This is a genomic window from Sinorhizobium sp. BJ1 (assembly GCF_002531555.1).
Taxonomy (GTDB): Bacteria; Pseudomonadota; Alphaproteobacteria; order Rhizobiales; family Rhizobiaceae; genus Sinorhizobium; species Sinorhizobium fredii_B.
In genome coordinates, this window is the sequence record NZ_NWTH01000004.1 from 189,195 (window position 1) to 212,345 (window position 23,151).

Here is a 23,151-nt window from a genome sequence, read left to right on the forward strand (position 1 = left end):
CTTCCGAGGCAAGATTGGGGCCAAACGGGACAGAACAATGGCAGAAGCCAAGATTCATCAGACGGGCGATGCGGCGGGGCTTGCCGCACTGATCGCGCGCGCTGCCGGCCAGACGGGCGGCGAACCAAGAGGGCTGCCGCCGGTCGAGCGCTGGAATCCGCCATTCTGCGGCGACATCGACATGGAAATCCGTAGCGATGGAACGTGGTTCTACATGGGCACGCCGATCGGCCGGCAGCCGCTGGTGAGGTTGTTCTCCACGGTCCTGCGCAAGGACGACGACGGCAGGACCTATCTGGTCACGCCGGTGGAAAAGGTCGGCATCCGCATCGCCGATGCGCCGTTCATCGCCGTCGAGATGAACGTCACGGCCAGGGAGGACGAAACCGTGCTCACTTTCCGGACCAATGTCGGCGACGTGGTGGAGGCGGGGCCGGAGCATCCGCTGCGCTTCGTCATTCATGGCGACAACCGCGAATTGAAGCCCTATCTGCATGTGCGCGGGCGCCTTGAGGCGCTCGTTTCCCGGCCGGTCATGTACGACATCGTCGAACTCGGCGAATCCGTCGAGATCGACGGCATCGACATGTTCTGCGTCAGATCTGCGGGCGCCGTCTTTCCGATCATGCCGGCGGCCGAACTGGAAGCGCTGTCGCGATGAGCCAGCCGTCGTTTTCCGCCGACGAGTTCCGCCGCCGTGCGCTCAAGCAGACGGGCGGTCCGATCGAGACCGCCTGGCGAGATCACGGCGACTTCCTCCTCAACCCCGGCATGGTTCCCTATCTCGAGTCCCTGCATCTGAAGGATGCGGCGGTGCTCGTTCCGGTGGTCGACGACGGCGACGATGCGAGCGTGATTTTCACCCAGCGCACCTCGCATCTGCGCAAGCATTCCGGACAGGTGGCGTTTCCGGGAGGAGCTGTGGATCCGGAGGATCATTCCATCGAGGTGGCGGCGCTCCGCGAAGCGCAGGAAGAGATTGGTCTCGATCCGCGCTTCGTCGAGACGATCGGCCGGCTGCCGCATTACATGGCGATGTCCGGCTTCCGCATCACGCCGGTGCTTGCCGTCGTCCAGCCCGGTTTCGAGCTCGTGCCCAATCCCGAAGAGGTCGAAAGCGTCTTCGAGGTGCCGCTCTCTTTCCTGATGGATCCCGGCAATCATGGGCGCGGAAGCCGCCACTGGGAGGGTGCAGAGCGGCATTTCTACCGGATGCCCTATGGCGAGCGGCACATCTGGGGGATCACCGCCGGTATCGTCCGCATGCTCTACGAAAGGCTTTATGCATGACATCCATCGCCGCCGAGCCTTGGTTCCAGACGCCTTCGCTGCGCCGCGTCTTCGAACTGTTGAATGCTGACGGCGGCGAAGTGCGGGTCGTCGGTGGCGCCGTTCGCAACAGCCTCCTCGGCCTGCCGGCGGGTGACGTCGATCTGGCGACCACCTGGCGTCCGGAGGATGTGGCGGAGCGGGCAAAGGCTGCCGGTATCAAGGTGGTGCCGACGGGCGTCGACCACGGCACCGTCACGCTGGTGATCGACGGGACACCCTATGAGGTGACGACATTGCGCCGCGATGTGGCGACCGACGGCCGCCGCGCCGAGGTTGCTTTCGGCATCGACTGGAAAGCGGATGCGGAACGCCGCGACTTCACGATCAACGCCCTCTATGCCGACGCAGAAGGCGAGATCTTCGACTATGTCGGTGGTCTGCCCGACATAGTCAGCCGGACGCTGCGCTTCATCGGCAGCGCTGCCGAACGGGTCAAGGAAGATTACCTGCGCATCCTGCGCTTCTTCCGCTTCTTCGCCCACTATGGCCAGGGCAGACCGGATGCGGAGGGGCTCAAAGCCTGCGCTCAGGCGCGCACAATGCTCTCAACGCTGTCGGCCGAGCGCGTCTGGGGCGAGATGAAGAAACTGCTTAAAGCCGAGGATCCGGGTCGCGCCCTTCTCTGGATGCGCCAGTCAGGCGTGCTCGGTGAAGTCCTGCCTGAAACCGAGAAATGGGGCATCGATGCCATTCCGGGACTGATTGCCGCCGAGAAGATGTTCGCGTGGACGCCTGAGCCGCTCTTGAGGCTCGCGGCCATCGTTCCGCCCGATGCCGAGCGGCTTGCGGCGATGGCGGCGCGGCTGCGTCTTTCGAAAGCGGAAGCGGCCTTTCTCGCCCGGTTTGCCGAGGCGCCGGCCATTGCTGCCACCTTCGCGGACGCGGCGCTCGATCGCGAGCTCTACCGCCACGGTGAAGAGGGCATCATCGCGCGCCTCAAGCTGTCCGTTGCTTCGGCTCGACGCAAGTCGGAAACCGATCCGGCCTTCCTGGCCGAGACTGCCGCCCTGCAGCGGCTGTTGGCACGGGCGGGGAAGTGGCAGCGACCGGTCTTCCCTTTGAGCGGGGTCGATGTCCTGAAGGCGGGCGTTCCTGCAGGCCCCAAGATCGGCGAACTGCTGACGGAGCTTGAAAATTTCTGGGTCGACCGCAACTTCAATATCGACCGGGCGACGCTTGTCGCCCGGCTCGATTCCCTGGTGCGTTCCGGCTGAAAGAGGGCGCGGCGCGCCGGCGGTCACGCCGCCTGGGTTTCGTCGACGATCCGAGCCTTGATGTTGTCGACCATGTTCTCGCGGATCACCGTCTCGCCGTGGGTGTCGCGCATGTGCTCCACCACCCGACGGACGATTTCCGCGTCGTTGTCGGCGCGGGTGTGCCAGGGGCAGCCCGGGACAAGCGAACCGCATTCGAATAGGCGCATGGTGTTCCTCCTTCCTCAAAGGTCGCTGTACCACTTTGAATTGCTGCATGGTTTAAGGAACATGCAGCGGAAGTGGAGCGGGATAAGGGCGGAAGACCGCCGACGCTTTCTCCTCCCGCTCTGGTCGTCATTGCACTTGAGCAGGGCCGCGGCCGGAACCTGCCGACGGTTAAGCGTAGCATCAACCCAGGGCCGAGCCAAATTGTTCCGGCCCGGTGCTCCGCAAAGAAATTCCTGTGAACATGCGGTTCGATGGTGCTATGGCTTTGCCGTCTCCAGACTTCAAAAGGCCGTTTCCACACCATGATCGCTGTTCAATCGGAACTGATTTCCGCCATCCGGAGCATTCCGGATTACCCGAAGCCCGGCATCGTTTTTCGCGACATCACGACGCTGCTTGGCAATCCGAGAACGTTCCGCCGGGCGATCGATGAACTTGTCCATCCCTACGCAGGAACCAAGGTTGACAAGATCGCCGGCATCGAAGCGCGCGGCTTCATCCTGGGCGGTGCGATCGCGCATCAGCTTTCCGCCGGTTTCGTGCCTATCCGCAAGAAGGGCAAGCTGCCGCACGACACGGTCAGGATCGCTTACAGCCTGGAATACGGCGTGGACGAGATGGAAATGCACAGGGACGCGATCACGCCCGGCGAAAAGGTGATCCTGGTCGACGACCTGATCGCCACCGGCGGAACCGCCGAAGGTGCCACCAAGCTGCTGCAACAGATGGGCGCCGACATCGTCGCCGCCTGCTTCATCATCGACCTGCCGGAGCTTGGCGGGCGCAGGAAGCTCGAAGCGCTCGGCGTCAAGGTCCGCACGCTGATCGAGTTCGAGGGGCATTGATCGGAGAGGAGTGCGGACGTTCGGCGCGCGCCTTACGTGAATTCGATGACCTTGCTTTGGAAGCGGATCACCGGCTCGCCGTGCTGGTTCTCGCCCTCGCAGAGGATCGTGTTGATGCGCCAGCCGGGGCGGGAGGCGAGGGCGCGGGCTTCGAGGAGCGTGACGGCATAGGTGACGGTGTCGCCGGCATAGACCGGCTTCAGCCACTTGAGCTCCCGGAAGCCGGTAGCCGGCCCGAGTCTCGGCGCGTGCAGCCCTTCTGCTGCGAGGCGCCGGACCTCATCGGTCCAGAAGCGGACGAAGCACTTCATCCAGCCGGCGCTGGTGTGCCAGCCGGAGGCGCAAAGACCGCCGAGAAGCGAGTGTCTGGCTTTCTCCTCGTCGAGATGGAAGGGCTGCGGATCGAAATCGCGGGCGAAGCGGATGATGTCCTCCGCCGTGAATGCCAGGCTGCCGACGACGGTCTTGCGGCCGGCCTGATAAAGTTCCTCGAGCGTCATCATGGCCGATATCCACTCTCGCGGCGTCGAAATATCACCGTAGCTTCGGAAACCGCGACCGGTTCGCCACTCTGATTGCGGATTTCATTGCGGAACTTGACGAAACCGACGCTGGGCTTCGATTTCGACGGGCGCGACTCCAGTACTAGGCTGAAGCCGGAAAGCACATCTCCCGCCAGCACCGGCTTCTTCCAGTCCATGAATTCGATGCCGGGCGAGCCCTGCGAGGACGAGTTGCCGAGAAAGGCGTCGATCATCATCCGCATGCCGATAGCGCTCGTATGCCAGCCGGAGGCGGAAAGGCCACCGAGGATGCTCCTGCTGCCCGCCTCCTCGTCGAGATGCATCGGCTGCGGATCGAACTCGCCGGCAAAGGCGATCATGTCTGCAGCCTGCATTTCAACCGGACGATAGTCGAAGCGACGCCCCGGCGTGAAATCCTCGAAGTAGAGCATGGCGCCCTCCATGGCAGCGGAACGATGCGGCGCATAGATAGAGCCGCATCCCTTGCATGTCAGGTGTTGAAGCGGAAGTGGATGACGTCGCCGTCCTGGACGACATACTCTTTGCCTTCGTCGCGGGCCTTGCCGGCTTCCTTGGCGCCGTTCTCGCCGCCATAGCCGATATAGTCGTCATAGGCGATGGTGTTCGCCCGGATGAAACCGCGCTCGAAATCCGAGTGGATGACGCCGGCCGCCTGCGGCGCCTTGGTGCCGCGCGGGATGGTCCAGGCACGCGTCTCCTTGGGACCGACCGTGAAATAGGTGATGAGGTCGAGCAGCTTGTAGCCGGCGCGGATCAGTCGGTCGAGACCGGCTTCTTCGAGACCCAAGGCGGCGAGGAATTCCCTGGCCTCCTCTTCCGGCAGTTGCGCCACTTCGGATTCGATCGCCGCCGAAATAACGACGGTTTCCGCGCCCTGGGCCTTTGCCATCTCGGCAACGGCGCGGGTGTGCTCGTTGCCCGTTGCAGCGTCAGATTCGGCGACGTTGCAGACGTAGAGAACCGGGTGGGCCGTGAGAAGATTGAGCCCCTGAAGAATTCGAAGTTCCTCGGCATCGAGCTTCGCCAGCAGAGTGCGGACCGGCTTGCCTTCCTGCAGGAGCTTCAGCGAGGCGTCCATGATCGGAAGCTGCGCCATGGACTCCTTGTCCTTGCCGATCGCACGCTTGCGCGTCTGTTCTGTGCGCCGCTCGAGGCTCTCGAGATCGGCGAGCATCAGCTCGGTCTCGATCGTCTCGGAGTCCTCGACCGGATGGATGCGGCCCTCGACATGGGTGATGTCGTCGTCCTCGAAGCAGCGCAGAACGTGCACCACGGCATCCACCTCGCGAATATTGGCGAGGAACTGATTGCCGAGGCCTTCGCCCTTGGAGGCGCCGCGCACCAGCCCGGCAATGTCGACGAAGGAAATGCGGGTCGGAATGATCTCCTTCGACTTGGCGATGTCGGCGAGCTTGCGCATCCGCGCGTCCGGCACCGCGACCTCGCCGGTGTTCGGCTCGATCGTGCAGAAGGGATAGTTCGCCGCCTGCGCCGCCGCCGTCTTGGTCAGCGCGTTGAAGAGTGTGGACTTGCCGACATTCGGCAGTCCGACGATACCGCATTTGAAGCCCATGGCCTAAACCTGTCGTTCTCGAATTTCTTGGGCGTGGCTATGGGATAAAGGAGAGGAGCGGTCAAGCTCTTCGCGCGCTTCGGCTGGAACTCGGCCGGCTTTCGACTTGAATGCCGATGCTGCAAGCGCGATATTGGTTCCGACCCACCGCATGTCATCAACGGGTGAATTTTCCGATGAGTGACAATGAAGTCGCCCCAAAACGAAAAACGAAGGTGAAGCCCAAGCTCGAGCGGCCGAGGCTCTACAAGGTCATACTCGTCAACGACGACTACACGCCGCGCGACTTCGTGGTGATGGTGTTGAAGGCCATCTTTCGGATGAGCGAGGAGGCCGGTTACCGGGTGATGATGACCGCTCACAAGCTCGGCACGTCGATCGTCGTGGTCTGCGCCCGGGATATCGCCGAGACCAAAGCCAAGGAAGCGACCGACCTCGGCAAGGAAGCCGGCTTTCCCCTGATGTTCACGACCGAGCCGGAAGAGTGAGCCTCGATCGGCTCCCTCAGTCCCCCTTGGAACCGAACATCTTTTTGAGCATCTCGGCCATCGGGCCGGTCGTCGGCAGTTTCTTCGGCTGGGCGGCGTTGCGGGCCTGGTGGATATGGGATTGGGCCACCTGCTTCTTCGCTGCCTGCGGCGATTCCGGGCCGGGCTTGCCGCCTGTGGCAAGGGCGATCTTGTTCATCAGCTGCGAATCCTCGCCCTTGACCAGCATGCCGGCATTCTCGGCGATCGTGTCGAGCAGCGGCGATAGCCAGGTCTGGTCGGCCTTGGCGAAATCGCCGAGCACATGTGCATGTACCAGGTCCTTGACGCCCGGATGGCCGATTCCGAGGCGCATGCGGCGGTACTCCTTGCCGCAATGCGCGTCGATCGACTTGATGCCGTTGTGGCCGCCATGGCCGCCGCCGGTCTTGATCCGCGCCTTGCCGGCGAGGAGATCCAGCTCGTCATAGATGACGACGATGTCCTTTGGCGCGAGCTTGTAGAAGCGCATCGCTTCGCCGACCGCCTCGCCGGAAAGGTTCATGAAGGTCTGCGGCTTGATCAGCAGAACCCGTTCGCCGGCGACCTCGCCCTCGGCGATCTCCGCCTTGAACTTCTTCGACCAGGAGGAGAAACCCTGGCGCTGCTGGATGGCATCGACCGCCATGAAGCCGATATTGTGGCGGTTACCGGCATATTTGGACCCCGGATTGCCAAGTCCCGCGATGATCAGCATGCGGCCAACTCCTAATGCATTTTCGGGCGAACGCTCACGTGTCATCCAACCCCAAACACCGTCGCCCTGGTAAGTCAATCCCTATTGGCCGCCTGCTTTACGCTGTTGGTGCGCACGCCGTAATGTTCGAAAATCCGGTCCTGGACTCCCTGTGCGATCAGGCGGTCAAGCTCTGTCTGCAAGCCGGCCACGATCTCATCCGGCATGTCCTTGTGGCAGGCGATGCCGTATTGCTTGCCTTCGAGCACCAGCGCCGCCTCGATAGGCTTGCCGTCGGCTCGCATCGACTCGAAGGTCTTTTCCGAGGTCATCATCAGATCGACGCGGCCGGCGATCAGCTTTTTCAGCGTCGAGTCGAGGCTGACGGCATAGTCGATCTTCTGAAAGCCATGCTCCTTCAGATAGTTGGCGGAAAAGTCCTCGCGCTGGGTGCCGACGATGAACTGTTTGGCCTCATCGAGCGAACGCGGCTCGATGGCGGAATCCTTGCGGCGGACCATGATCAATTGGTCGACGAGAAGGGGCTCGATCCATTTGAAGTTCTTGTCCCGCTCGGCATCATGGCCGGTCGTGAAAACGCAATGGAAGGGCTCGCTTTCTGCAAGCGCAAAGGCGCGTGCCCAAGGCAGGACCTCGATCTCGTAGGGGAGTTTGACGGCCTGCGTGATCAGGGCGACCTGGTCGACCGAGGCGCCGCTCGCGCCTCTGTCGGTCGAGAAATTGTAGGGCGGGTATTCCTCGGTGACGAAATGGATCGTCTCGGCGTGAGCGGCGGTGGAAAGACCAAGGAAGAATGCCAGGATCAGTTGCTTCACGCCTTGTCTCCTTTTCTCCGCATCATGCCGGAGCGCTGGTCTTGGCCTCGGATTCGTTCTCCAGCATGGTCAGCATACCGTCGATGGGCATCGGCCGGCTGAAGAGATAGCCCTGGCCATAATCCACGCCGAGCTTGCGCAGGAGTTGCCACTGCTCCTTCGTCTCGATGCCCTCGGCAACGACCGTGCAGCCCATCTGGTGGGAGATCGTTCGAATGCCCTTGATCAGCATTCGGCTCTTGCGCCGGACGTCGGTGGCTGCCGAGCTCAAGGAGCGTGTGAAGGACTGATCGACCTTGACGATATCGACCGGGAAGCGGTTGAGGTAGCTGAGCGACGAATAGCCGGTGCCGAAATCGTCGAGGGCGATGCGGCAACCGAACTCGTTCAACTGCTTCAGGACCGCATGGACCTCCGGATTGTCAAGCATCAGCACCGCCTCGGTGATCTCGACGACGATGCGCTGCGGCGGAATGTGATGCTTGAGCAGGAGCGCGGCGAGCTTGTGGGGCAGGGTCAATTCGAACTGCAACGGCGAGAAGTTGACGGCGAGATAGGTGCTCTGGGTTCCGTCCAATCGGGAGATGGCGGCGAGATGGCGGATCGCCTTTTCCAGGACGCGGTCGCCGATGCGGCCTATCGTGCCGGTCTCCTCGGCAATCCCGATGATCTTGCCCGGCGGCATTAGGCCTTTTTCCGGATGGTTGAGGCGCATCAACGCTTCGAAACCGGCGATCTGACCGTCGTCAAGGCTGACGATCGGCTGCAGCCACGCCTCGAACCAGTCTTCCTTCAGGCCGGCCTCGATGCATTGTTCGATCTCATGGCGCTCGCGCGCCGCGTCGAGCATGCCGGCATCGAAAATCTGCAGGCCGTTCTTGCCGTCGCGTTTGCGGGCGTACATCGCCATGTCGGCCTTGAGCAGCAGGTCGGAGGCGCCCGAGGCGTGGGTCGGGTAGACCGAAACGCCGACACTGGCGCTGACGAGGAGCTCGTTTCCGGTAATCGGCATCGGTTCGTGCAGCGCCGCGCAAATGCTCTCGCCAATCTCGCTTGCCAAGGCGGCAACGTCGGTTGCGGCAACGAGAATGGCGAATTCGTCGCCGCCGAGCCGCGCGATCACATCTTCAGGCCGAAGCGCCGCCTGGATGCGCTCAACCGTCTGGCGCAAGACCGCATCGCCGGCGGCGTGGCCGAAATTGTCGTTGATCCACTTGAAACGGTCGAGGTCGATAAACAGGCACGCAATCTGAATGCCGCATTGGTCGGCGCTCAGAATTGCTTCGTCGAGCGCGTTCTCGAACCCCTGCCGGTTCAGAAGCCCGGTCAAGTGGTCGGTGATCGCCTGGGCATGGTTGCGGCTTTCGGCCTGTTTCAAGGCCGTGACATCGGTCATTACCGAAAGCGAGATTTCGCCGCGGCTTGTTTCCGTTTCCAGAATGAGCACGGTCATGAACTCGCCGTCCGCCTTGCGGAATGGCAGGGTCAATTCGCTGATATCGTGACCATCCGCCGCTGCTGCGTTCGAGCGCAGGTGGTAGGCCTCGTGCCAGGAAGGGTCGATGAAATCGGTGAAGCTTCGCCCGATGACCTCGCCACGGGCGTAGCCGGTCGCCAGCAGCCAATAGTCGCTGACCGCGGTCAAGCGGCCTGCGGCATCGAGGGAGAAAAGCATGGCCGGCGTCAGATTATAGGTCTCCGTCGCGCGGGCATGCGCGCTCTTCAACTCCTTTTCCTCACGCTCCAGCCGGTCCTGCATCGCATTGAAGTTGCCGGCCAAGGCGCCCATCTCATCGTCCGAGTTCCAATCGACCCGATGGCGTGATCCGAGGCGCCGGGTCGCTTCGACTGCAGCGGTGAGCCGCATCAGCGGCCGGATCACGATGAAGCGGTTGCCGATCAGTGCGGCCGCGAAGACCGTTGCGACGGCAAAAAGAAGGATGCCGAGGATCGTCCACTCGTCCTTGCTGAAACGCAGCAGGAGGCCAGACGTCGGAACGACGACCCTCAACGATCCGACGGGCACGCGGCCCTTGACGCTGTCGTAGGAGATGGCGGTGTCCAGGGACTTGCCGACGGCGGCATCGAGACTTGCTGGAGGCAGTTCAGCGAGGATTTTGCCGGCGGTATCGCGGATCGTCACGGAGCGAATGTCGCTGGCGTTCATCAGCGAAAGAGCGATCCGTTCTATGCCATCCTGATCGAAGTCCCAGATCGGCTTGCCCAGCGCTTCACCGCTTGCTTCCATAAGCAGCTCGACGTTCTGCAGGCGCTCCCGGGCAACGCGCTCGCTGGATATGGCCAGGAAAAGCGCCAACAAAGGCGCAACGAATACAAGCATTGCGCCGCAGACGATCGCAATAAACCGGCGTTCCACCGAGTGCATCATCGCATGCTCCCGCCGGCGGCCGTCACCACTCTCAAAATTTGAAATCTCTTGCACTGCCACGCTTTGTCCCTCGCGTGCAGAACATCATCAAAATCTTAAATGTTGCTGAAATTGCGCGCCGAGATTTCACAAGGCGTGACCGTCCCTCGCGGCCCGCGTGCGGTGCACAACGAATGAAAAAACCCGCCCCAGAGTGGGACGGGTTTCTCGAATGCTGCGGCCCGGATGGGTCGTCAGCCGCTCTGGCGGTCGCGGATCAAGCTTCCGCTTCGCCCTCTGCTTCTTCTTCTTCTTCGACTTCAACTTCCTGCGCACGGCCGGCGATCGTGGCGACCGTGAAGTCGCGATCGGCGATGACCGGGGTCGCACCAGCCGGAAGCTTGACGTCCGAAATGTGGACCGTGTCGCCGATCTTGAGGCCGCTGAGATCGACGGTCAGGAACTCCGGAATGTTGTCGGCGGAAACGTTCAGTTCGACTTCATGGCGAACGATGTTCAGCGTGCCGCCCTGCTTCAGGCCCGGGGACTTCTCTTCGTTTTCGAAGTGGACCGGAACCTGGACCGACACCTGGCTGCCCTTCGAGACGCGCAGGAAGTCGACATGCATGGTGAAATCACGAACCGGATCCAACTGGTAGTCCTTCGGCAGGACGCGGATCTTCTCGCCATTGACGTCGATCGTCGCGACGGTGGTCATGAAACCGCCGGCGTGGATCTTCATCGTCACTTCCTTGGTGGAAAGCACAATGGAAAGCGGGGCTTGCTTGTCACCGTAGATGACAGCAGGGATAAGACCGTTGCGGCGAAGTTCACGGGAGGACCCCTTACCAACCCGTTCGCGCGTCTCGGCCTTGAGCTCGTAACTCTGGCTCATGGATAGACCTTTCTGGTTATTTGGAGAGTTCGTCCGTCAAAGCGGAAAAACCTGAAGCCGCAAGGCAGCTTCATCCGCGTTGCCTCCAAGGGTGTCTGCGCGGACGCCGGGTCCTTAGCGGAGAACCGGTCGAAATGCAAGGCGCCGGGCGCCTCTTAGCTTTTCCGCCGGGAAAAACGCGCGAGCGCCAACATGAGGCCGCCGGCGATCAACCCCCAGAAGGCGCCGGAGACGCCGGCAAAACTGACGCCCGACGCGGTGACGAGGAAAGTGATGGCGGCGGCCTCGCGCGTCTGAGCTTCCGTGAAGGCCGCCACGGCCGAACTCGATAAGGCGCCGATGAGCGCCAGCCCGGCAACGGCTTCGATCAGCACCGGCGGCGCCAGGCTGACAAAGGTGGTGACGGCGCCGGCGAGCAGGCCGAAGGCAATATAGGCTATGCCGGCGATGATCGCCGACCAGTAACGGCGGTTGCGGTTTGGATGGGCATCGGGGCCGGCGCACATGGCCGCGGTGATCGCCGCCAGATTGACGGCGTGGCCGCCGAACGGTGCGCTGAACAGGGAAAAGAGGCCGGTCGTCGCAAAGAGCGGGCCGGGATTCGGGTGATAGTCGTTGACCTTCAGCACGGCGATGCCGGGAATATTCTGCGAGGCCATGGTCACGATGAAGAGCGGCAGGGCGATGCTGATCATCGCCGCGGCATTGAAGATCGGCGGAACGAATTCGGCCTTTGGGACGAGAGCGGAGGAGAGTTGCGCAAAGGCGTTGTCCGGCATTTGGACGCCGAAGGCGATCACCAGCACGAAGGCGAGAAGCGCGGCCGGCACGGCATAAAGCTTGTTGAGGCTGCCGACGATCGCCCAGGCGGCGACGATCGGCAGGCCGAAGAGCGGATTGAAGGCGATCGCCTTCACCGGCGCGAAGCAGAGGCTCAAGAGCACGCCGGCGAGCATTGCGTTCGCCAGAGCCGGAGGAATGGAAGACACCATCCGACCGAGCGACTTCCACAGGCCGGCGATGACGATCAGCAGGCCGCAAACCAGAAAGGCGCCGACGGCGGCGTTGAAGCCACCCTCGACGGTTCCTGATGTCGCCAGCAGCGCCGCACCGGGCGTCGACCAGGCGATGCTGACGGGAAGCCGCGTGGCGATGCTGATGAGGATCGCGCAGACGCCCATGGAAATCGACAGAGCCGTCAGGCCAGAGGCCGCCTGGGCCGCCGTCGCCCCGACGCCGGCGAGGCCATGCAGAATGACGGCGAAGGAGCTGGCGAAGCCGACGAAGGCGATCAGCACGCCCATGAAGAGGCTTTGCACGGAAAAATCACGAAGCATGGCGGACAACCGGGTGTTGCGGGCGGGTGTTGATGGCGAGTCGCGGGAACTGGCTGGCCGACGGCGTAGCATATCGGCGGCCGTGTCGATACCGCCGCCCGACGCAGCGACGAAGGATCGTGTTGCACGACCTTCGTCTGGCTGGACCGGCCGCGCAGTCCCAGCCTATAGTGGCGGCCGACGCGGCTGGACCGAACCGGGGGATAGGTGCAGGCGACCTACCGCCGGAGGACGCTTTCAGGGAGGGAGCGAATGCCTGCAGTCCGGGACCATACCGAGCACGTCTACAGGACCGCGCAACAGTCGTCGGCAGCCGTCAGCTCGCCGGTCGCCGCCTCGTGGCGGCGCTGCATGACCCTGCACGGTCTTGCCCCCGAGGAGGCGCGTTTGCCATGGCGCCTTGCGGATGGCGATTTTCGGCAGGCGCGCGAACGCTCCGGAGTGCTGATTGCGGAAGCCGTCGGCGAACTCGACCGGCTGTTCGCCGTCATCGTCAAGGCTGGATGCTGCCTGTTGCTTACCGACGAGAAAGGGATTGCGCTCGAGCGGCGCGGGGCAGGTGGGGACGATGCGGATTTTCGTGGCGTCGGACTTTGGTCGGGCACCGTGTGGAGCGAGGCGAGCGTCGGAACCAACGGCATCGGCACGGCGATCGCCGACGATCGCCCCGTCGTGATCCATCGCGACCAGCATTTCTTGAGCCGCAATATCGGCTTGAGCTGCGCGACAGCGCCGATTCGCGACGAAGCGGGGCGCCTTGCCGCCGCGCTCGACATCTCCACCTGCCGTGACGACGCTTCCGAGGCGACGCTCGCGATCCTCTCGCAAGCGGTGCGCGATGCGGCCGCCCGTATCGAGGCAAACCTCTTCCGCCGCGCCTTTGCGGAGGCGCGGATCGTGCTCGTGCCGGCGGATCGCCAAGGGCCGGCTCTGCTTGCCGTCGACCGCGACGATCTCGTGCTCGGCGCGACGCGGGCAGCCCGGCAGTGGCTCGGGCTTGACGACAAGCGCATTGCAGCCGGCATTCCCGCCTCCGACCTGCTCCAGGAGGGCGTTCCCGGGGACGGAGCCGAATTGCCGGATGCCGAAAGAGCGGCACTGCGCCGCGTGCTGTCGCGCGCCAACGGCAATGTGTCGATGGCCGCCGACCTCCTAGGTATCAGCCGCGCAACACTCTACCGCAAGATGAAGCGGCTTTCGCTTAATTGACTTTTTGAGTCATTGCTGCGCTGCAGCACGACAGGCAACGTCGACCTGTCTCAATTCTGAAACAAATGGCATTGCCGGCTGCTGCGGCGCACTACCGAAAATCTGCAGCCGGCTTCACTCTTCCTTCCACAGCAGATCGGAGTGCTGTTTTTTCCAAGGGAGGAAGCCATGCTGCATCAGAAGATTCTCGAGAACCCGTTCAAGCACAAGTATGGAAATTTCATCGGCGGTGAGTGGCGCGAGCCGGTCGCCGGCCGCTATTTCGACAATACCACGCCTGTCACCGGCGGTTCGCTCTGCCAGGTTACCCGTTCGGATGCCGCCGATGTCGAGCTCGCGCTCGATGCCGCCCATGCGGCCAAGGAGAAGTGGGGCCGGACCTCGACAACCGAGCGCTCCAACATCTTGATGAAAATCGCTGCGCGGATGGAGGACAATCTCGAGCTTCTGGCGCGGGCCGAGACCTGGGACAACGGCAAGCCGATCCGCGAAACCATGGCCGCCGACATTCCGTTGGCGATCGACCATTTCCGCTACTTCGCCGCCTGCATTCGGGCGCAGGAAGGCTCGATCGGCGAGATCGACCACGATACGGTCGCCTATCATTTCCATGAACCGCTCGGTGTCGTCGGCCAGATCATTCCCTGGAATTTCCCGATCCTGATGGCCGCCTGGAAGGTGGCGCCGGCGCTTGCGGCCGGCAACTGCGTCGTCTTGAAGCCGGCCGAGCAGACGCCGGCCTCGATCCTCATACTTGCCGAATTGATCGCCGACCTGTTGCCGCCGGGCGTGCTCAACATCGTCAACGGCTTCGGGCTCGAGGCGGGCAAGCCGCTGGCGACCAGCCCGCGCATCGCCAAGATCGCTTTTACCGGCGAGACGACGACGGGGCGACTGATCATGCAATATGCCAGCCAGAACCTCATCCCCGTGACGCTCGAGCTCGGCGGCAAGTCGCCGAACATCTTCTTCGCCGACGTGCTCAACGAGGACGACGACTATTTCGACAAGGCGCTGGAAGGCTTCGCCATGTTTGCGCTTAACCAGGGCGAGGTCTGCACCTGCCCGAGCCGGGCGCTGGTCCAGGAAAGCATCTACGACCGTTTCATGGAGCGGGCGCTGAAGCGGGTCGAGGCGATCCGGCAGGGCAATCCGCTCGACCCGGCGACGATGATCGGCGCCCAGGCGTCGGGCGAACAGCTGGAGAAGATCCTCTCCTATATCGACATTGGCAAGCAGGAGGGCGCCGAGGTCCTGACCGGCGGCGAGCGCAACGTGCTCGAGGGCGATCTCTCCGGTGGCTATTATGTCAAGCCAACGGTATTCCGCGGGCATAACAAAATGCGCATCTTCCAGGAGGAGATCTTCGGTCCGGTCGTGTCGGTAACAACCTTCAAGACCGAGGACGAGGCGCTCGCGATCGCCAACGACACGCTCTACGGTCTCGGAGCCGGCATGTGGAGCCGCGACGCCAATCGCTGCTACCGCTTCGGCCGCGAGATCCAGGCCGGCCGCGTCTGGACCAATTGCTACCATGCCTATCCGGCGCATGCCGCCTTCGGCGGTTACAAGCAGTCGGGCATCGGCCGCGAGACGCACAAGATGATGCTCGACCACTACCAGCAGACCAAGAACATGCTGGTGAGCTACAGCCCGAAGGCGCTCGGCTTCTTCTGATCCCGGCCCTTTCTAAAAAGTTGGGCGGGATGCGGGCGAAGACCGCTCATACTTTTCCTCATCCCGCTCGTGCCGGTGATCCTCCCGGCAGCTCCCGGTGTTCCATCGGGAGCGGCCGCGTTTAGGAAGGAAGGGATGATGACGGAAACAAATGGCGAGCCGCGCGTGCGCGCGACGGACGCGGCGATTGATCTCATCCGCGAAATCCGGCGCAATCATCCGGATATCCTGTTTCACCAGTCGGGCGGCTGCTGCGACGGCTCTTCGCCGATGTGCTACCCGGCCGACGACTATATGGTCGGCGACAACGATGTGAAGCTTGGGGAGATCGACGGCGTGCGGGTCTATATCAGCGCCAGCCAGTACGAGGTTTGGAAGCACACCCAATTGATCATCGACGTGGTGCCGGGCAGGGGCGGCATGTTCTCGCTCGACAACGGCCGCGAGAAACGCTTCCTCACGCGGTCGCGCCTCTTCGGCGGCGGCGAGGCTTGTGCCGTGGCGACCCGGGGTTGATCTGCTGAACTTGCCGTGTTCCTCTTTTGTTCGATAAGTGCTATCTCTCTCCTCACAGCGGAGGTGACACATGACGAACCAGGCGAGCAAGCATCAAGCATTCCGTGCATTGCATGACCGTCCGGGTGCTTTCGTTATTCCCAATCCCTGGGATGCCGGCTCTGCGCGCATCCTCACGGCACTTGGGTTCGAGGCATTGGCCACGACGAGCGCCGGCTTTGCCTTCTCCGTCGGGCGGAGGGATTCGGCGGCGGCTCTTTCGCGCGATGCAATCCTGCAGAATGCCGGAGATATCGTCGAAGCGACCGATCTACCTGTTTCGGCCGACTTGGAGGACGGTTTTGGCGCCGATCCGCAGTGCTGTTCCGTGACGGTTTCGATGGCGGCGGGGGTCGGTCTCGTCGGTGGTTCGATTGAAGATGCCACCGGTAATCCAAGCGACCCGATTTTCGAGTTTAGCTTGGCCGTGGAACGAATTGCTGCCGCTGCTGAAGAGGCTCGTAAGCACCCTTTCATCCTGACCGCCCGGGCCGAGAACTTCCTGCATGGGCGACCTGATCTGGACGATACGATCCGACGCCTTGCTGCATTCGAAGAGGCTGGTGCGGATGTTCTCTACGCCCCGGGGCTGCCAAGTCTCGAGGCGATCCGAACGGTCTGCTCGTCCGTCAATCGGCCGGTCAACGTCGTCATGGGCCTGACCGGGCAGATTTTCACGGTCCAGGAGCTGCAGGAGGCGGGCGTGAAGCGTATCAGCGTCGGCGGCTCCTTCGCACGGGCAGCCCTGGGCGGGCTTCTGCGTGCGGCACGGGAGGTCAAGGAGTACGGCACCTTCACCTATTCGAAAGATGCGATGCCTGCCGGCGAAGCTGCCTCATATATGCTAGACGTAAAAAGATAACTGGCCGGCCGCGCAAAAGCGCCCAGCGCCAATGGTCGAAAGACCGTTGGGTCGATCCGGAGACCTCAGTCGAAGAGGCTCGAAACCGATTCTTCCTGGCTGGTGCGGCTGATGGCTTCGCCGATCAGGCCGGCGGTCGAGATCACGCGGACATTATGTGCCGATTGCACGGCTGTGGTCGGCTGAATGGAATCGGTGATCACCAGTTCCTTCAGCATCGAGGACGTGACGCGGGCGACCGCGCCGCCCGAGAGGACGCCGTGGGTGATATAGGCGGTGACGCTGGTGGCGCCGTTCTTGAGCAGCGCTTCGGCGGCATTGCAGAGCGTGCCGCCGGAATCGACGATGTCGTCGATCAGGATGCAGTCCTTGCCGTGGACATCACCGATGACGTTCATGACCTCCGATTCACCGGGGCGATCGCGACGCTTGTCGACGATCGCCAGCAGACAGTCGAGCCGCTTGGCCAGCGCCCGGGCACGCACGACGCCGCCGACGTCCGGCGAGACGACCGTGACGTTCCTGAGGTCGTAGTGCTCCTTGACGTCGCGCGCCAGGATCGGAACCGCATAGAGATTGTCGGTCGGGATATCGAAGAAGCCCTGGATCTGGCCGGCGTGGAGATCGAGGGTGAGGACGCGGTCGGCCCCGGCTCTGGTAATGAGATTGGCGACCAGCTTGGCCGAGATCGGCGTGCGTGGGCCGGGTTTGCGGTCCTGCCGGGCATAGCCGAAATAGGGAAGCACGGCGGTGATGCGGCGGGCGGAGGAGCGGCGGACCGCATCGATCATGATGAGCAGTTCCATCAGATGATCGTTGGTGGGGAAGGACGTCGACTGGACGATGAACACATCCTCGCCGCGCACGTTTTCGCCGATCTCGACGAAGATTTCCTGATCGGCGAAGCGCCGTACCGTGGCTTTGCCGAGCGGCAGGTTGAGATAGTTGCAGATCGCTTCGGCCAGCAGCCGGTTCGAATTGCCTGCGAAAACCTTCATAGACGGTCCGCCTTGAGCTGGCGCGGCCACCGTCCGGTCCGGGGGCAGAATTGTCCGCGCAGATTCCCTGAGCCATTCCGATCGCGGGCAATCGCTGCGATGGCCGCTGTCAGAGCTGATCGGCCGCTTTTTAGCGTCCTTGAAGGTGAATGCAAGGGGATTGCTGCGCCGCAGCGCCTATTATCCTAAAAACTTTGCGTCAACCGCGCTGGGAACGGCGCCATTCGAGATAAGCGTCGATCGTCTTGCTGGCGATCGCCTGCATTGTTTGGGGCGGAATGGCGCCCCAGGGTTCGGCAGCGCTGCTTTCCACCGTGTCCTGTCCCTGGATGCGGTGCAGGCGGTTGCCGCTGCCGTCCAGAATGTCCCAGACATAGACGACGGTCGTCTTGCCGCCGTCGTTGAGCGCCGAGAAATAGCCCTTGAGGATGTGGTCGCTGGTGGCGTCGGTGGAGCTCTTGATGGTGAGCCCCTGCGCCCGAGCCGAGGCGCCGAGCTGCTTCGAGAGGGGCGTGACGGCCTGAACCGGAGCGCCGATGATCGGCAGGAAGCGGATGCCGCCGGCGCCCGTCACCGCCGGAGCCGGCGAAGCGGCGGCTTGTTTCGTCTCTTCCGGTGCGCTCGCGACGTCAGGCTGCGCCGGCTGCTGTACGCTTTCTTCCTCCGGCGGCGTGACACTTTCTGCCTGCGCCGGCTGACTTTCTGCCTGCGGCGCAGGATTTTCTGCCTGCGGCGACGGATTTTCTGCCTGCGGCGGCTGGGGCTGCATGGTCTGCACCGGTGCGGCGCCCTCGGCCAGGCGGTTCGCCTGGCCTTCGAGGGTGCCGGCGGGGTCCGTGTAAGCGGTGTGGTTCGTCGCGTATTGCGTCGGCGGGCCGGAAATGTTCGGCTGCGCCGAGAAGGCGGCGGTGCGGCTTGGCGGTACGCTTTCCACCGGCATCACGGCGGTCTGCGTGGACATGGCCTCGAGATCGGACTGCGTCACCGGCGGTGAGCGGAAGGTTCCTCCGCCCACGTCCACTTGCGGGATTAGGGCGTCCGTGGTGTTGCAGCCGGCAATGGCTGCGGCAAGACCAAGGCTTGCGATAGGCATGATCTGCTTACGCATCGTTCCCACCGTCTGGCTCGAACTGGTTGGCGCGTGCGGCCGGAAGACCGGCTGCCGCGCTTCCTCTCATTTCTCGCCGGAAGCATAGGACGATTTCCTTACGCAGAAATGAAGTCCAGGCCATAGCGCGACAGCGGCCGCGGGCTGTCGGTGGTCGTCAGATAGGTCTGGCCGAGCGTCATGGCCGTTCCGCTGTCGGAATCCATGATGATCATGTGCACGAAGAGCGACATGTCGGGCTCGATCTCCTGCGGGTTGCCGACATGGAACATCTGGTGCTCCATCCACGAGGGCGAGAAGCGGGCGCCGAGCGAATAGCCGCAGGCATTCAGCCGATGGCGGGCGAGGCCGCGCTCGTCCATGATCCTCGCATGGACGTCGAATACCGTGCCGAAGGTATTGCCGGGCCTCAGCACCATTTCGATCGCCTGGATCGTCTCGCGGCAGGCGCTGTAAAGTTCGCGGTGGCGATTGGTCGGTTCGCCGATCACGATCGTGCGCATCATTGCCGCGTGATAGTGGGCGCTGACGCCCGCCCATTCGAGCGTCAGCTGATCATTGGCATCGAGCGTGCGCCGGCCGGCCTTGTAACGGCAGAGCAGCGCATCGGCGCCGGAACCGATGATGAATTCATTGGCCGGGTAGTCGCCGCCGCCGGCAAAGACGGCGCCCTGCATGGCGGCGAGGATGTCGGCCTCGCTACCGCCCGGGCGGATCAGTGGTAACGCCGCCTCGAGCGAATCGTCGGCAAGGCTTGCGGCCTTCTCGACATGGGTGATCTCCGCCGCGCTCTTGAGGAGGCGCAGGCGGCTCACCAGCATCGAGGCGTCGACCAATTCGCCGAAGGTCGAGAGCTGATTGTCGACAAGGCGCGCAGTCTTGCCGGTCATGCCATGCGTGTCGTACTCGACCCCGATGCGGCAGCCGAGCAGGTCGAGCTCGCTCAGGAGGTTCTTGAGGTCCATGGCCGGATCGGCGTTGACGCGATCCACCCAGATCTCGATGCGCTCGATATTCGACGTGTGGCGCGCCTGGCGCAGATCGGCCGATCGGGTAAGCAGCACCATAGAGCCGTCCTGCTTGACGACGAGGGTCTGGAAGAAGCAATAGCCGAAGGTATCGTAGCCGGTCAGCCAGTACATGCTCTCCTGCGCAAAGAGAAGGATCGCATCGAGCCTTTCTTCCTGCATCCTGGCCGTGAGCCGTGCCAGGCGCGATGCATATTCCTCTTCGGCGAAGTGAAGCGCCATCTCAAGCCTCCCGTATGCAAATTGCGGATATCTGCCGCCCGTAATCGGGCTCCTGCCGGTGCGTGGTGCGGCGATAGGAGAAGAAGCGGTCCTCATCGGCATAGGTGCAGATGTCGAGGTTTTCCGCCGTCACACCGGCGTCCATGAGGCGCCGGACCGTCAGCCCGGGCAGGTCGAACATCGCATGACCGTTGCGGCCCGACGGACTGAAGAAGGATGCGTAGCTGTCATCGGCCGCCGTGAAACGTTCGACGAATTCGGGGCCGACCTCATAATGCTGGCGGCTGATCGATGGTCCGAGACAGGCGACAATGCGCTCCCGGCGTGCGCCGAGCGAGACCATCGCGGCGATCGTGCTTTCCAGCACACCGCCGAGCGCTCCTTTCCAGCCGGCATGGGCGGCGCCGATGACGCGGGCTTGGCGGTCGGCGAAGAGCACCGGACCGCAATCGGCCGACAGCACCCCAAGCACGATACCCGGCGTCGCCGTCACCAGCGCATCGGCATCCGGACGCGTGCCGTCATAGCCATTGTCGACGATGATCGCATCGGGGGAATGAATCTGATGAACCGTTGCAAGACGTCGCGGCTCGGCATTGAACCAGCGGGCGACCCGGGCGCGGTTCTCGGCGACGCGCTCACGATCGTCATTGGAGCCGAGGCCGACATTGAGGCCCCGATAGATGCCCTGCGAAACGCCGCCTTGGCGGGTGAAGTAGCCATGGCCGATCTCCGGCCCCGCCTCGGCGCCGAAGAGCGGGCTCTGCACGGGTGAAAGCGAGGCGTCGTCCTGCATTCGGTGTTTTCGCCCTTGAATTTTCTTGGTTTCGTTGGCCTGAGGGCGCGCACGGCCCGATGATTGCGGCTGATTTGCCGGGCGATGTTGGCCCGGCAGGCCAGGACTGTCAATCGCGGAACGTCGAGGCGACGCCCTTGTCCTCGCCGGCCATTCGCTTTCGAGAACCGCAAGGAAAGGGTGTGGACCGGCGCGGAGATTGCGTCCCTCGCGTACTAGCGCGCCTTTTTCCTGAACGGCACCAAGGCGACTTCGGGACTGCTGACCACCAGCACCTTGAACAGTTCGCCCATCCTTCCGGCGCCGGCGCCGGCGAGCCGCTCGACGGCGTCGCGGATGGCTTCCTGCGTCGCCAGGTCCTTGTCGCGACCAAGCGCCGCCGCCCGGTCCAGAAGGCCGAGGCCGACCAGGAAGTCCCCCTGGTGGGCGAGGCCGTTCACCTGCAGGCCCTCCGCCTTGGCGCGCAGCGCCAGTTGCTCGAAGTCCACATGGCTGGTGAGATCGGCGCGTCCCGGATTGGCAAGCGGAGGATCGTACTGGTGATTGCGGACGGCCTGCAGCGTGTCGCCGTAGCCGGTGGCGAGATGGCCGTAGTCGATGAGGATCGCGGTGCCGCCGTTCGCGCGGAGACGCTCGCAAACAGCTGCCATCACTGCGTCGCGCGCGGGAGCGGCCTCGAAGATGGTGCCTTCGGCCACCGATTGCGCCGGCGTCGGCAGCAGGGAAGGATCGATGCCTGCGACCCCGGCGGCAAAGGTCAGTTCGTCTTCGGCATCGAGGCCGATCATGCGTTCGCGAAACCCTTGCGCGGTTCGGACGAATTGGCGAATGGGGATCGCGTCGAAAAGCTCGTTTGCGGCGAGAAGCAGGAAGCCGGGAGGCAAATTGTCGAAGCTTCCATGCCAATGGGTCTTGCCCTCGTGGCCGGTCAGCGTTTCGGCCTGCACCTTGCGCAGCCTTTCGCTGGTTTCGACGAGATGGATGTCGGCTGCAGCGTAGAGATCGGGCGCCAGGCGACGGACGACACGCAGGACATCCGACATCATCGTGCCGCGGCCCGGGCCGATTTCGGCGATGATCGCCTGTGTCGGAGAGCCGTGCTCCTGCCAGGCGTGAACCAGGAATATGCCGATCATCTCCCCGAAGAGCTGGCTGATCTCCGGCGCGGTGGTAAAGTCGCCGGCCAGTCCGAATGGCTCGCGAACGTGATAGTAGCCATACTGCGGATCAGCCAGGCAGAGGGAAAAATAATCGGTGACGCTGATCGGCCCGTTGGTCCTTATCAGCGCCTTGATCTTGTCGGCGAGAGGGTTCGTCATGCATCAGTCCAGTTATGCCGCGGCGGCGGCCGCCTTGCGCGCCCGCGCCATGGCCCAAATTCCGGCCAGAGCCATCGGCAGCGAAAGCACCATGCCCATGGTCAGCCAACCGCCGGCAAGATAGCCGATCTGCGCGTCCGGTTCGCGGAAGAATTCGACGAAAATGCGGCTCGCGGCATAACCGCAGACAAAGATGCCGGTGACGAAGCCGGGCGCCTTCAGGGCTTTGCGGCGATAGACGAGATAGGCAAGCACAATGAGAAGCAGAACGCCCTCGAGAAAGGCCTCGTAAAGCTGGCTCGGGTGGCGCGAAAACGGTCCGCCGGTCGGGAAGACGACCGCCCAGGGCATGGAAGATAGCCGCCCCCAGAGCTCGCCGTTGATGAAATTGGCGATGCGGCCGAAGAAGAGGCCGATCGGCGCGACGGCCGCCACGACATCGAGCATGCTCCAGATGGGGATGGCATTTCTGCGGGCAAACAGGACGATCGCGAGCGTGGTGCCCAGAAGGCCGCCATGGAAGGACATGCCGCCGTTCCAGATCTCGACGGCGCGGATCGGGTTTTGCAGCACCGAGCCGAGATCGTAAAAAAGAATGTAGCCGAGGCGCCCGCCAAGCACGATACCGCCGGCCGCCCAGAGCAGGAAATCATCGAGCTGCGCCATATTGAGAGGGGGCGTATCGTTGCGCCAAAGCGAAGAATTCTGGGCTATGCGCCGGGCGTAGAACCAGCCGAGCAGGATGCCGGCGACATAGGCGAGGCCATACCAGTGCACGGCGAGCGGCCCGATGGTGAAGATCACCGGATCGATTTCGGGGAAGGGGAGAATGGCAAGGCGGGTAACAAGTGTTTCCAAGGTCTTCTCTCATGCCTGGTCGATCAGTCGGGCGGAACATGACGACCGAAACAAGCGGGGTCAAGCCGCTGTACGCTCTTCATGTCGTACGGTCCTATTTTCCTTGCATCCTTGCCCCGACGACCCTACCTGAAAACGACAAGGCTCGCGGATGTGGTGCG

At 63.2% G+C, this 23,151-nt stretch carries 24 protein-coding genes; 9 read left to right on the forward strand and 15 right to left on the reverse strand.

What is annotated here, in order from left to right; genetic code table 11:
• Nucleotides 1-37 precede the first annotated feature (37 nt).
• Genes CO676_RS06995 through CO676_RS07005 form a run of 3 tightly spaced genes read left to right on the forward strand, consistent with a single transcriptional unit; the run spans nucleotide 38 to nucleotide 2,546 of the window.
• Complete coding sequence (locus CO676_RS06995) at nucleotides 38-661, forward strand: DUF1285 domain-containing protein (RefSeq protein WP_014765356.1); 624 nt, start codon at nucleotides 38-40, stop codon at nucleotides 659-661.
• Nucleotides 658-1,290 carry a CoA pyrophosphatase gene (locus CO676_RS07000; protein WP_097520069.1) on the forward strand — a complete coding sequence of 211 codons (633 nt, stop codon included), beginning with the start codon at nucleotides 658-660 and terminating at the stop codon, nucleotides 1,288-1,290. Before CO676_RS06995 ends, CO676_RS07000 begins: the two co-directional genes overlap by 4 nt.
• Nucleotides 1,287-2,546, forward strand: a complete 1,260-nt coding sequence (locus tag CO676_RS07005) for a CCA tRNA nucleotidyltransferase (protein WP_097520070.1) — start codon at nucleotides 1,287-1,289, stop codon at nucleotides 2,544-2,546. The genes CO676_RS07000 and CO676_RS07005 overlap by 4 nt, the downstream gene beginning before the upstream one ends.
• Nucleotides 2,547-2,569: 23 nt before the next feature.
• Here CO676_RS07005 and CO676_RS07010 read toward each other — a convergent pair whose 3' ends face one another.
• Nucleotides 2,570-2,755, reverse strand: a complete 186-nt coding sequence (locus tag CO676_RS07010; protein ID WP_012708848.1) for a DUF1059 domain-containing protein — start codon at nucleotides 2,753-2,755, stop codon at nucleotides 2,570-2,572.
• A gap of 303 nt (nucleotides 2,756-3,058) precedes the next feature.
• Between CO676_RS07010 and CO676_RS07015 the strand changes: the two genes are divergently transcribed.
• Nucleotides 3,059-3,601 (forward strand): adenine phosphoribosyltransferase, encoded by a 543-nt coding sequence (locus CO676_RS07015; RefSeq protein WP_041414558.1) that lies wholly within the window; start codon nucleotides 3,059-3,061, stop codon nucleotides 3,599-3,601.
• A gap of 32 nt (nucleotides 3,602-3,633) precedes the next feature.
• On the opposite strand, the gene CO676_RS07020 is transcribed toward CO676_RS07015, so the two are convergent.
• Genes CO676_RS07020 through ychF form a run of 3 tightly spaced genes read right to left on the reverse strand, consistent with a single transcriptional unit; the run spans nucleotide 3,634 to nucleotide 5,719 of the window.
• Nucleotides 3,634-4,104: a MaoC family dehydratase gene (locus tag CO676_RS07020; protein WP_097520071.1), complete on the reverse strand. Its 471-nt coding sequence runs from the start codon at nucleotides 4,102-4,104 to the stop codon at nucleotides 3,634-3,636.
• Entirely contained in the window at nucleotides 4,101-4,556 is a 456-nt protein-coding gene (locus CO676_RS07025) for a MaoC family dehydratase (protein WP_014765351.1), read from the reverse strand. The genes CO676_RS07020 and CO676_RS07025 overlap by 4 nt, the downstream gene beginning before the upstream one ends.
• Before the next feature lie 59 nt (nucleotides 4,557-4,615).
• Nucleotides 4,616-5,719: a redox-regulated ATPase YchF gene (gene ychF, locus CO676_RS07030; RefSeq protein WP_097520072.1), complete on the reverse strand. Its 1,104-nt coding sequence runs from the start codon at nucleotides 5,717-5,719 to the stop codon at nucleotides 4,616-4,618.
• A gap of 176 nt (nucleotides 5,720-5,895) precedes the next feature.
• Between ychF and clpS the strand changes: the two genes are divergently transcribed.
• The gene (gene clpS, locus CO676_RS07035; protein ID WP_097520073.1) at nucleotides 5,896-6,207 is read left to right on the forward strand and encodes an ATP-dependent Clp protease adapter ClpS; all 312 of its coding nucleotides are present in this window, start codon (nucleotides 5,896-5,898) and stop codon (nucleotides 6,205-6,207) included.
• Between the two features lie 16 nt (nucleotides 6,208-6,223).
• On the opposite strand, the gene pth is transcribed toward clpS, so the two are convergent.
• The 5 genes from pth to CO676_RS07060 all read right to left on the reverse strand — a co-directional run bounded on the left by pth (nucleotide 6,224) and on the right by CO676_RS07060 (nucleotide 12,358).
• The gene (gene pth, locus CO676_RS07040) at nucleotides 6,224-6,943 is read right to left on the reverse strand and encodes an aminoacyl-tRNA hydrolase (protein ID WP_097520074.1); all 720 of its coding nucleotides are present in this window, start codon (nucleotides 6,941-6,943) and stop codon (nucleotides 6,224-6,226) included.
• A gap of 74 nt (nucleotides 6,944-7,017) precedes the next feature.
• The gene (locus tag CO676_RS07045; RefSeq protein WP_014765347.1) at nucleotides 7,018-7,758 is read right to left on the reverse strand and encodes a transporter substrate-binding domain-containing protein; all 741 of its coding nucleotides are present in this window, start codon (nucleotides 7,756-7,758) and stop codon (nucleotides 7,018-7,020) included.
• A gap of 22 nt (nucleotides 7,759-7,780) precedes the next feature.
• Entirely contained in the window at nucleotides 7,781-10,147 is a 2,367-nt protein-coding gene (locus CO676_RS07050) for an EAL domain-containing protein (RefSeq protein ID WP_097520075.1), read from the reverse strand.
• A gap of 256 nt (nucleotides 10,148-10,403) precedes the next feature.
• Nucleotides 10,404-11,021 carry a 50S ribosomal protein L25/general stress protein Ctc gene (locus tag CO676_RS07055; protein ID WP_097520076.1) on the reverse strand — a complete coding sequence of 206 codons (618 nt, stop codon included), beginning with the start codon at nucleotides 11,019-11,021 and terminating at the stop codon, nucleotides 10,404-10,406.
• A 155-nt stretch (nucleotides 11,022-11,176) separates the two neighbouring features.
• Nucleotides 11,177-12,358, reverse strand: a complete 1,182-nt coding sequence (locus tag CO676_RS07060; RefSeq protein ID WP_041414554.1) for a benzoate/H(+) symporter BenE family transporter — start codon at nucleotides 12,356-12,358, stop codon at nucleotides 11,177-11,179.
• A gap of 252 nt (nucleotides 12,359-12,610) precedes the next feature.
• Here CO676_RS07060 and CO676_RS07065 point away from each other — a divergent pair, with 252 nt between their 5' ends.
• The 4 genes from CO676_RS07065 to CO676_RS07080 all read left to right on the forward strand — a co-directional run bounded on the left by CO676_RS07065 (nucleotide 12,611) and on the right by CO676_RS07080 (nucleotide 16,661).
• Nucleotides 12,611-13,567 (forward strand): GAF domain-containing protein, encoded by a 957-nt coding sequence (locus CO676_RS07065; RefSeq protein ID WP_097520077.1) that lies wholly within the window; start codon nucleotides 12,611-12,613, stop codon nucleotides 13,565-13,567.
• 168 nt (nucleotides 13,568-13,735) lie between these two features.
• Nucleotides 13,736-15,244, forward strand: a complete 1,509-nt coding sequence (adh, locus tag CO676_RS07070) for an aldehyde dehydrogenase (protein ID WP_097520078.1) — start codon at nucleotides 13,736-13,738, stop codon at nucleotides 15,242-15,244.
• A gap of 138 nt (nucleotides 15,245-15,382) precedes the next feature.
• Complete coding sequence (locus CO676_RS07075; protein WP_097520333.1) at nucleotides 15,383-15,760, forward strand: DUF779 domain-containing protein; 378 nt, start codon at nucleotides 15,383-15,385, stop codon at nucleotides 15,758-15,760.
• 70 nt (nucleotides 15,761-15,830) lie between these two features.
• Complete coding sequence (locus CO676_RS07080; protein ID WP_014765340.1) at nucleotides 15,831-16,661, forward strand: oxaloacetate decarboxylase; 831 nt, start codon at nucleotides 15,831-15,833, stop codon at nucleotides 16,659-16,661.
• 65 nt (nucleotides 16,662-16,726) lie between these two features.
• Here CO676_RS07080 and CO676_RS07085 read toward each other — a convergent pair whose 3' ends face one another.
• The 6 genes from CO676_RS07085 to lgt form a co-directional block, all read right to left on the reverse strand.
• A complete protein-coding gene (locus tag CO676_RS07085) occupies nucleotides 16,727-17,659 on the reverse strand; it encodes a ribose-phosphate pyrophosphokinase (protein ID WP_014765339.1) in 933 nt (310 codons plus the stop codon).
• Between the two features lie 199 nt (nucleotides 17,660-17,858).
• On the reverse strand, nucleotides 17,859-18,767 hold the full coding sequence (locus CO676_RS07090; RefSeq protein ID WP_097520079.1) for a hypothetical protein: 909 nt from the start codon (nucleotides 18,765-18,767) through the stop codon (nucleotides 17,859-17,861).
• A 98-nt stretch (nucleotides 18,768-18,865) separates the two neighbouring features.
• Nucleotides 18,866-20,017: a Xaa-Pro peptidase family protein gene (locus CO676_RS07095; RefSeq protein ID WP_097520080.1), complete on the reverse strand. Its 1,152-nt coding sequence runs from the start codon at nucleotides 20,015-20,017 to the stop codon at nucleotides 18,866-18,868.
• 1 nt (nucleotide 20,018) lies between these two features.
• A complete protein-coding gene (pgeF, locus tag CO676_RS07100; protein ID WP_097520081.1) occupies nucleotides 20,019-20,813 on the reverse strand; it encodes a peptidoglycan editing factor PgeF in 795 nt (264 codons plus the stop codon).
• Between the two features lie 215 nt (nucleotides 20,814-21,028).
• Entirely contained in the window at nucleotides 21,029-22,132 is a 1,104-nt protein-coding gene (locus CO676_RS07105) for a class I SAM-dependent methyltransferase (RefSeq protein ID WP_097520082.1), read from the reverse strand.
• A gap of 12 nt (nucleotides 22,133-22,144) precedes the next feature.
• Entirely contained in the window at nucleotides 22,145-22,990 is an 846-nt protein-coding gene (gene lgt, locus CO676_RS07110; protein ID WP_097520083.1) for a prolipoprotein diacylglyceryl transferase, read from the reverse strand.
• Nucleotides 22,991-23,151: the final 161 nt, after the last annotated feature.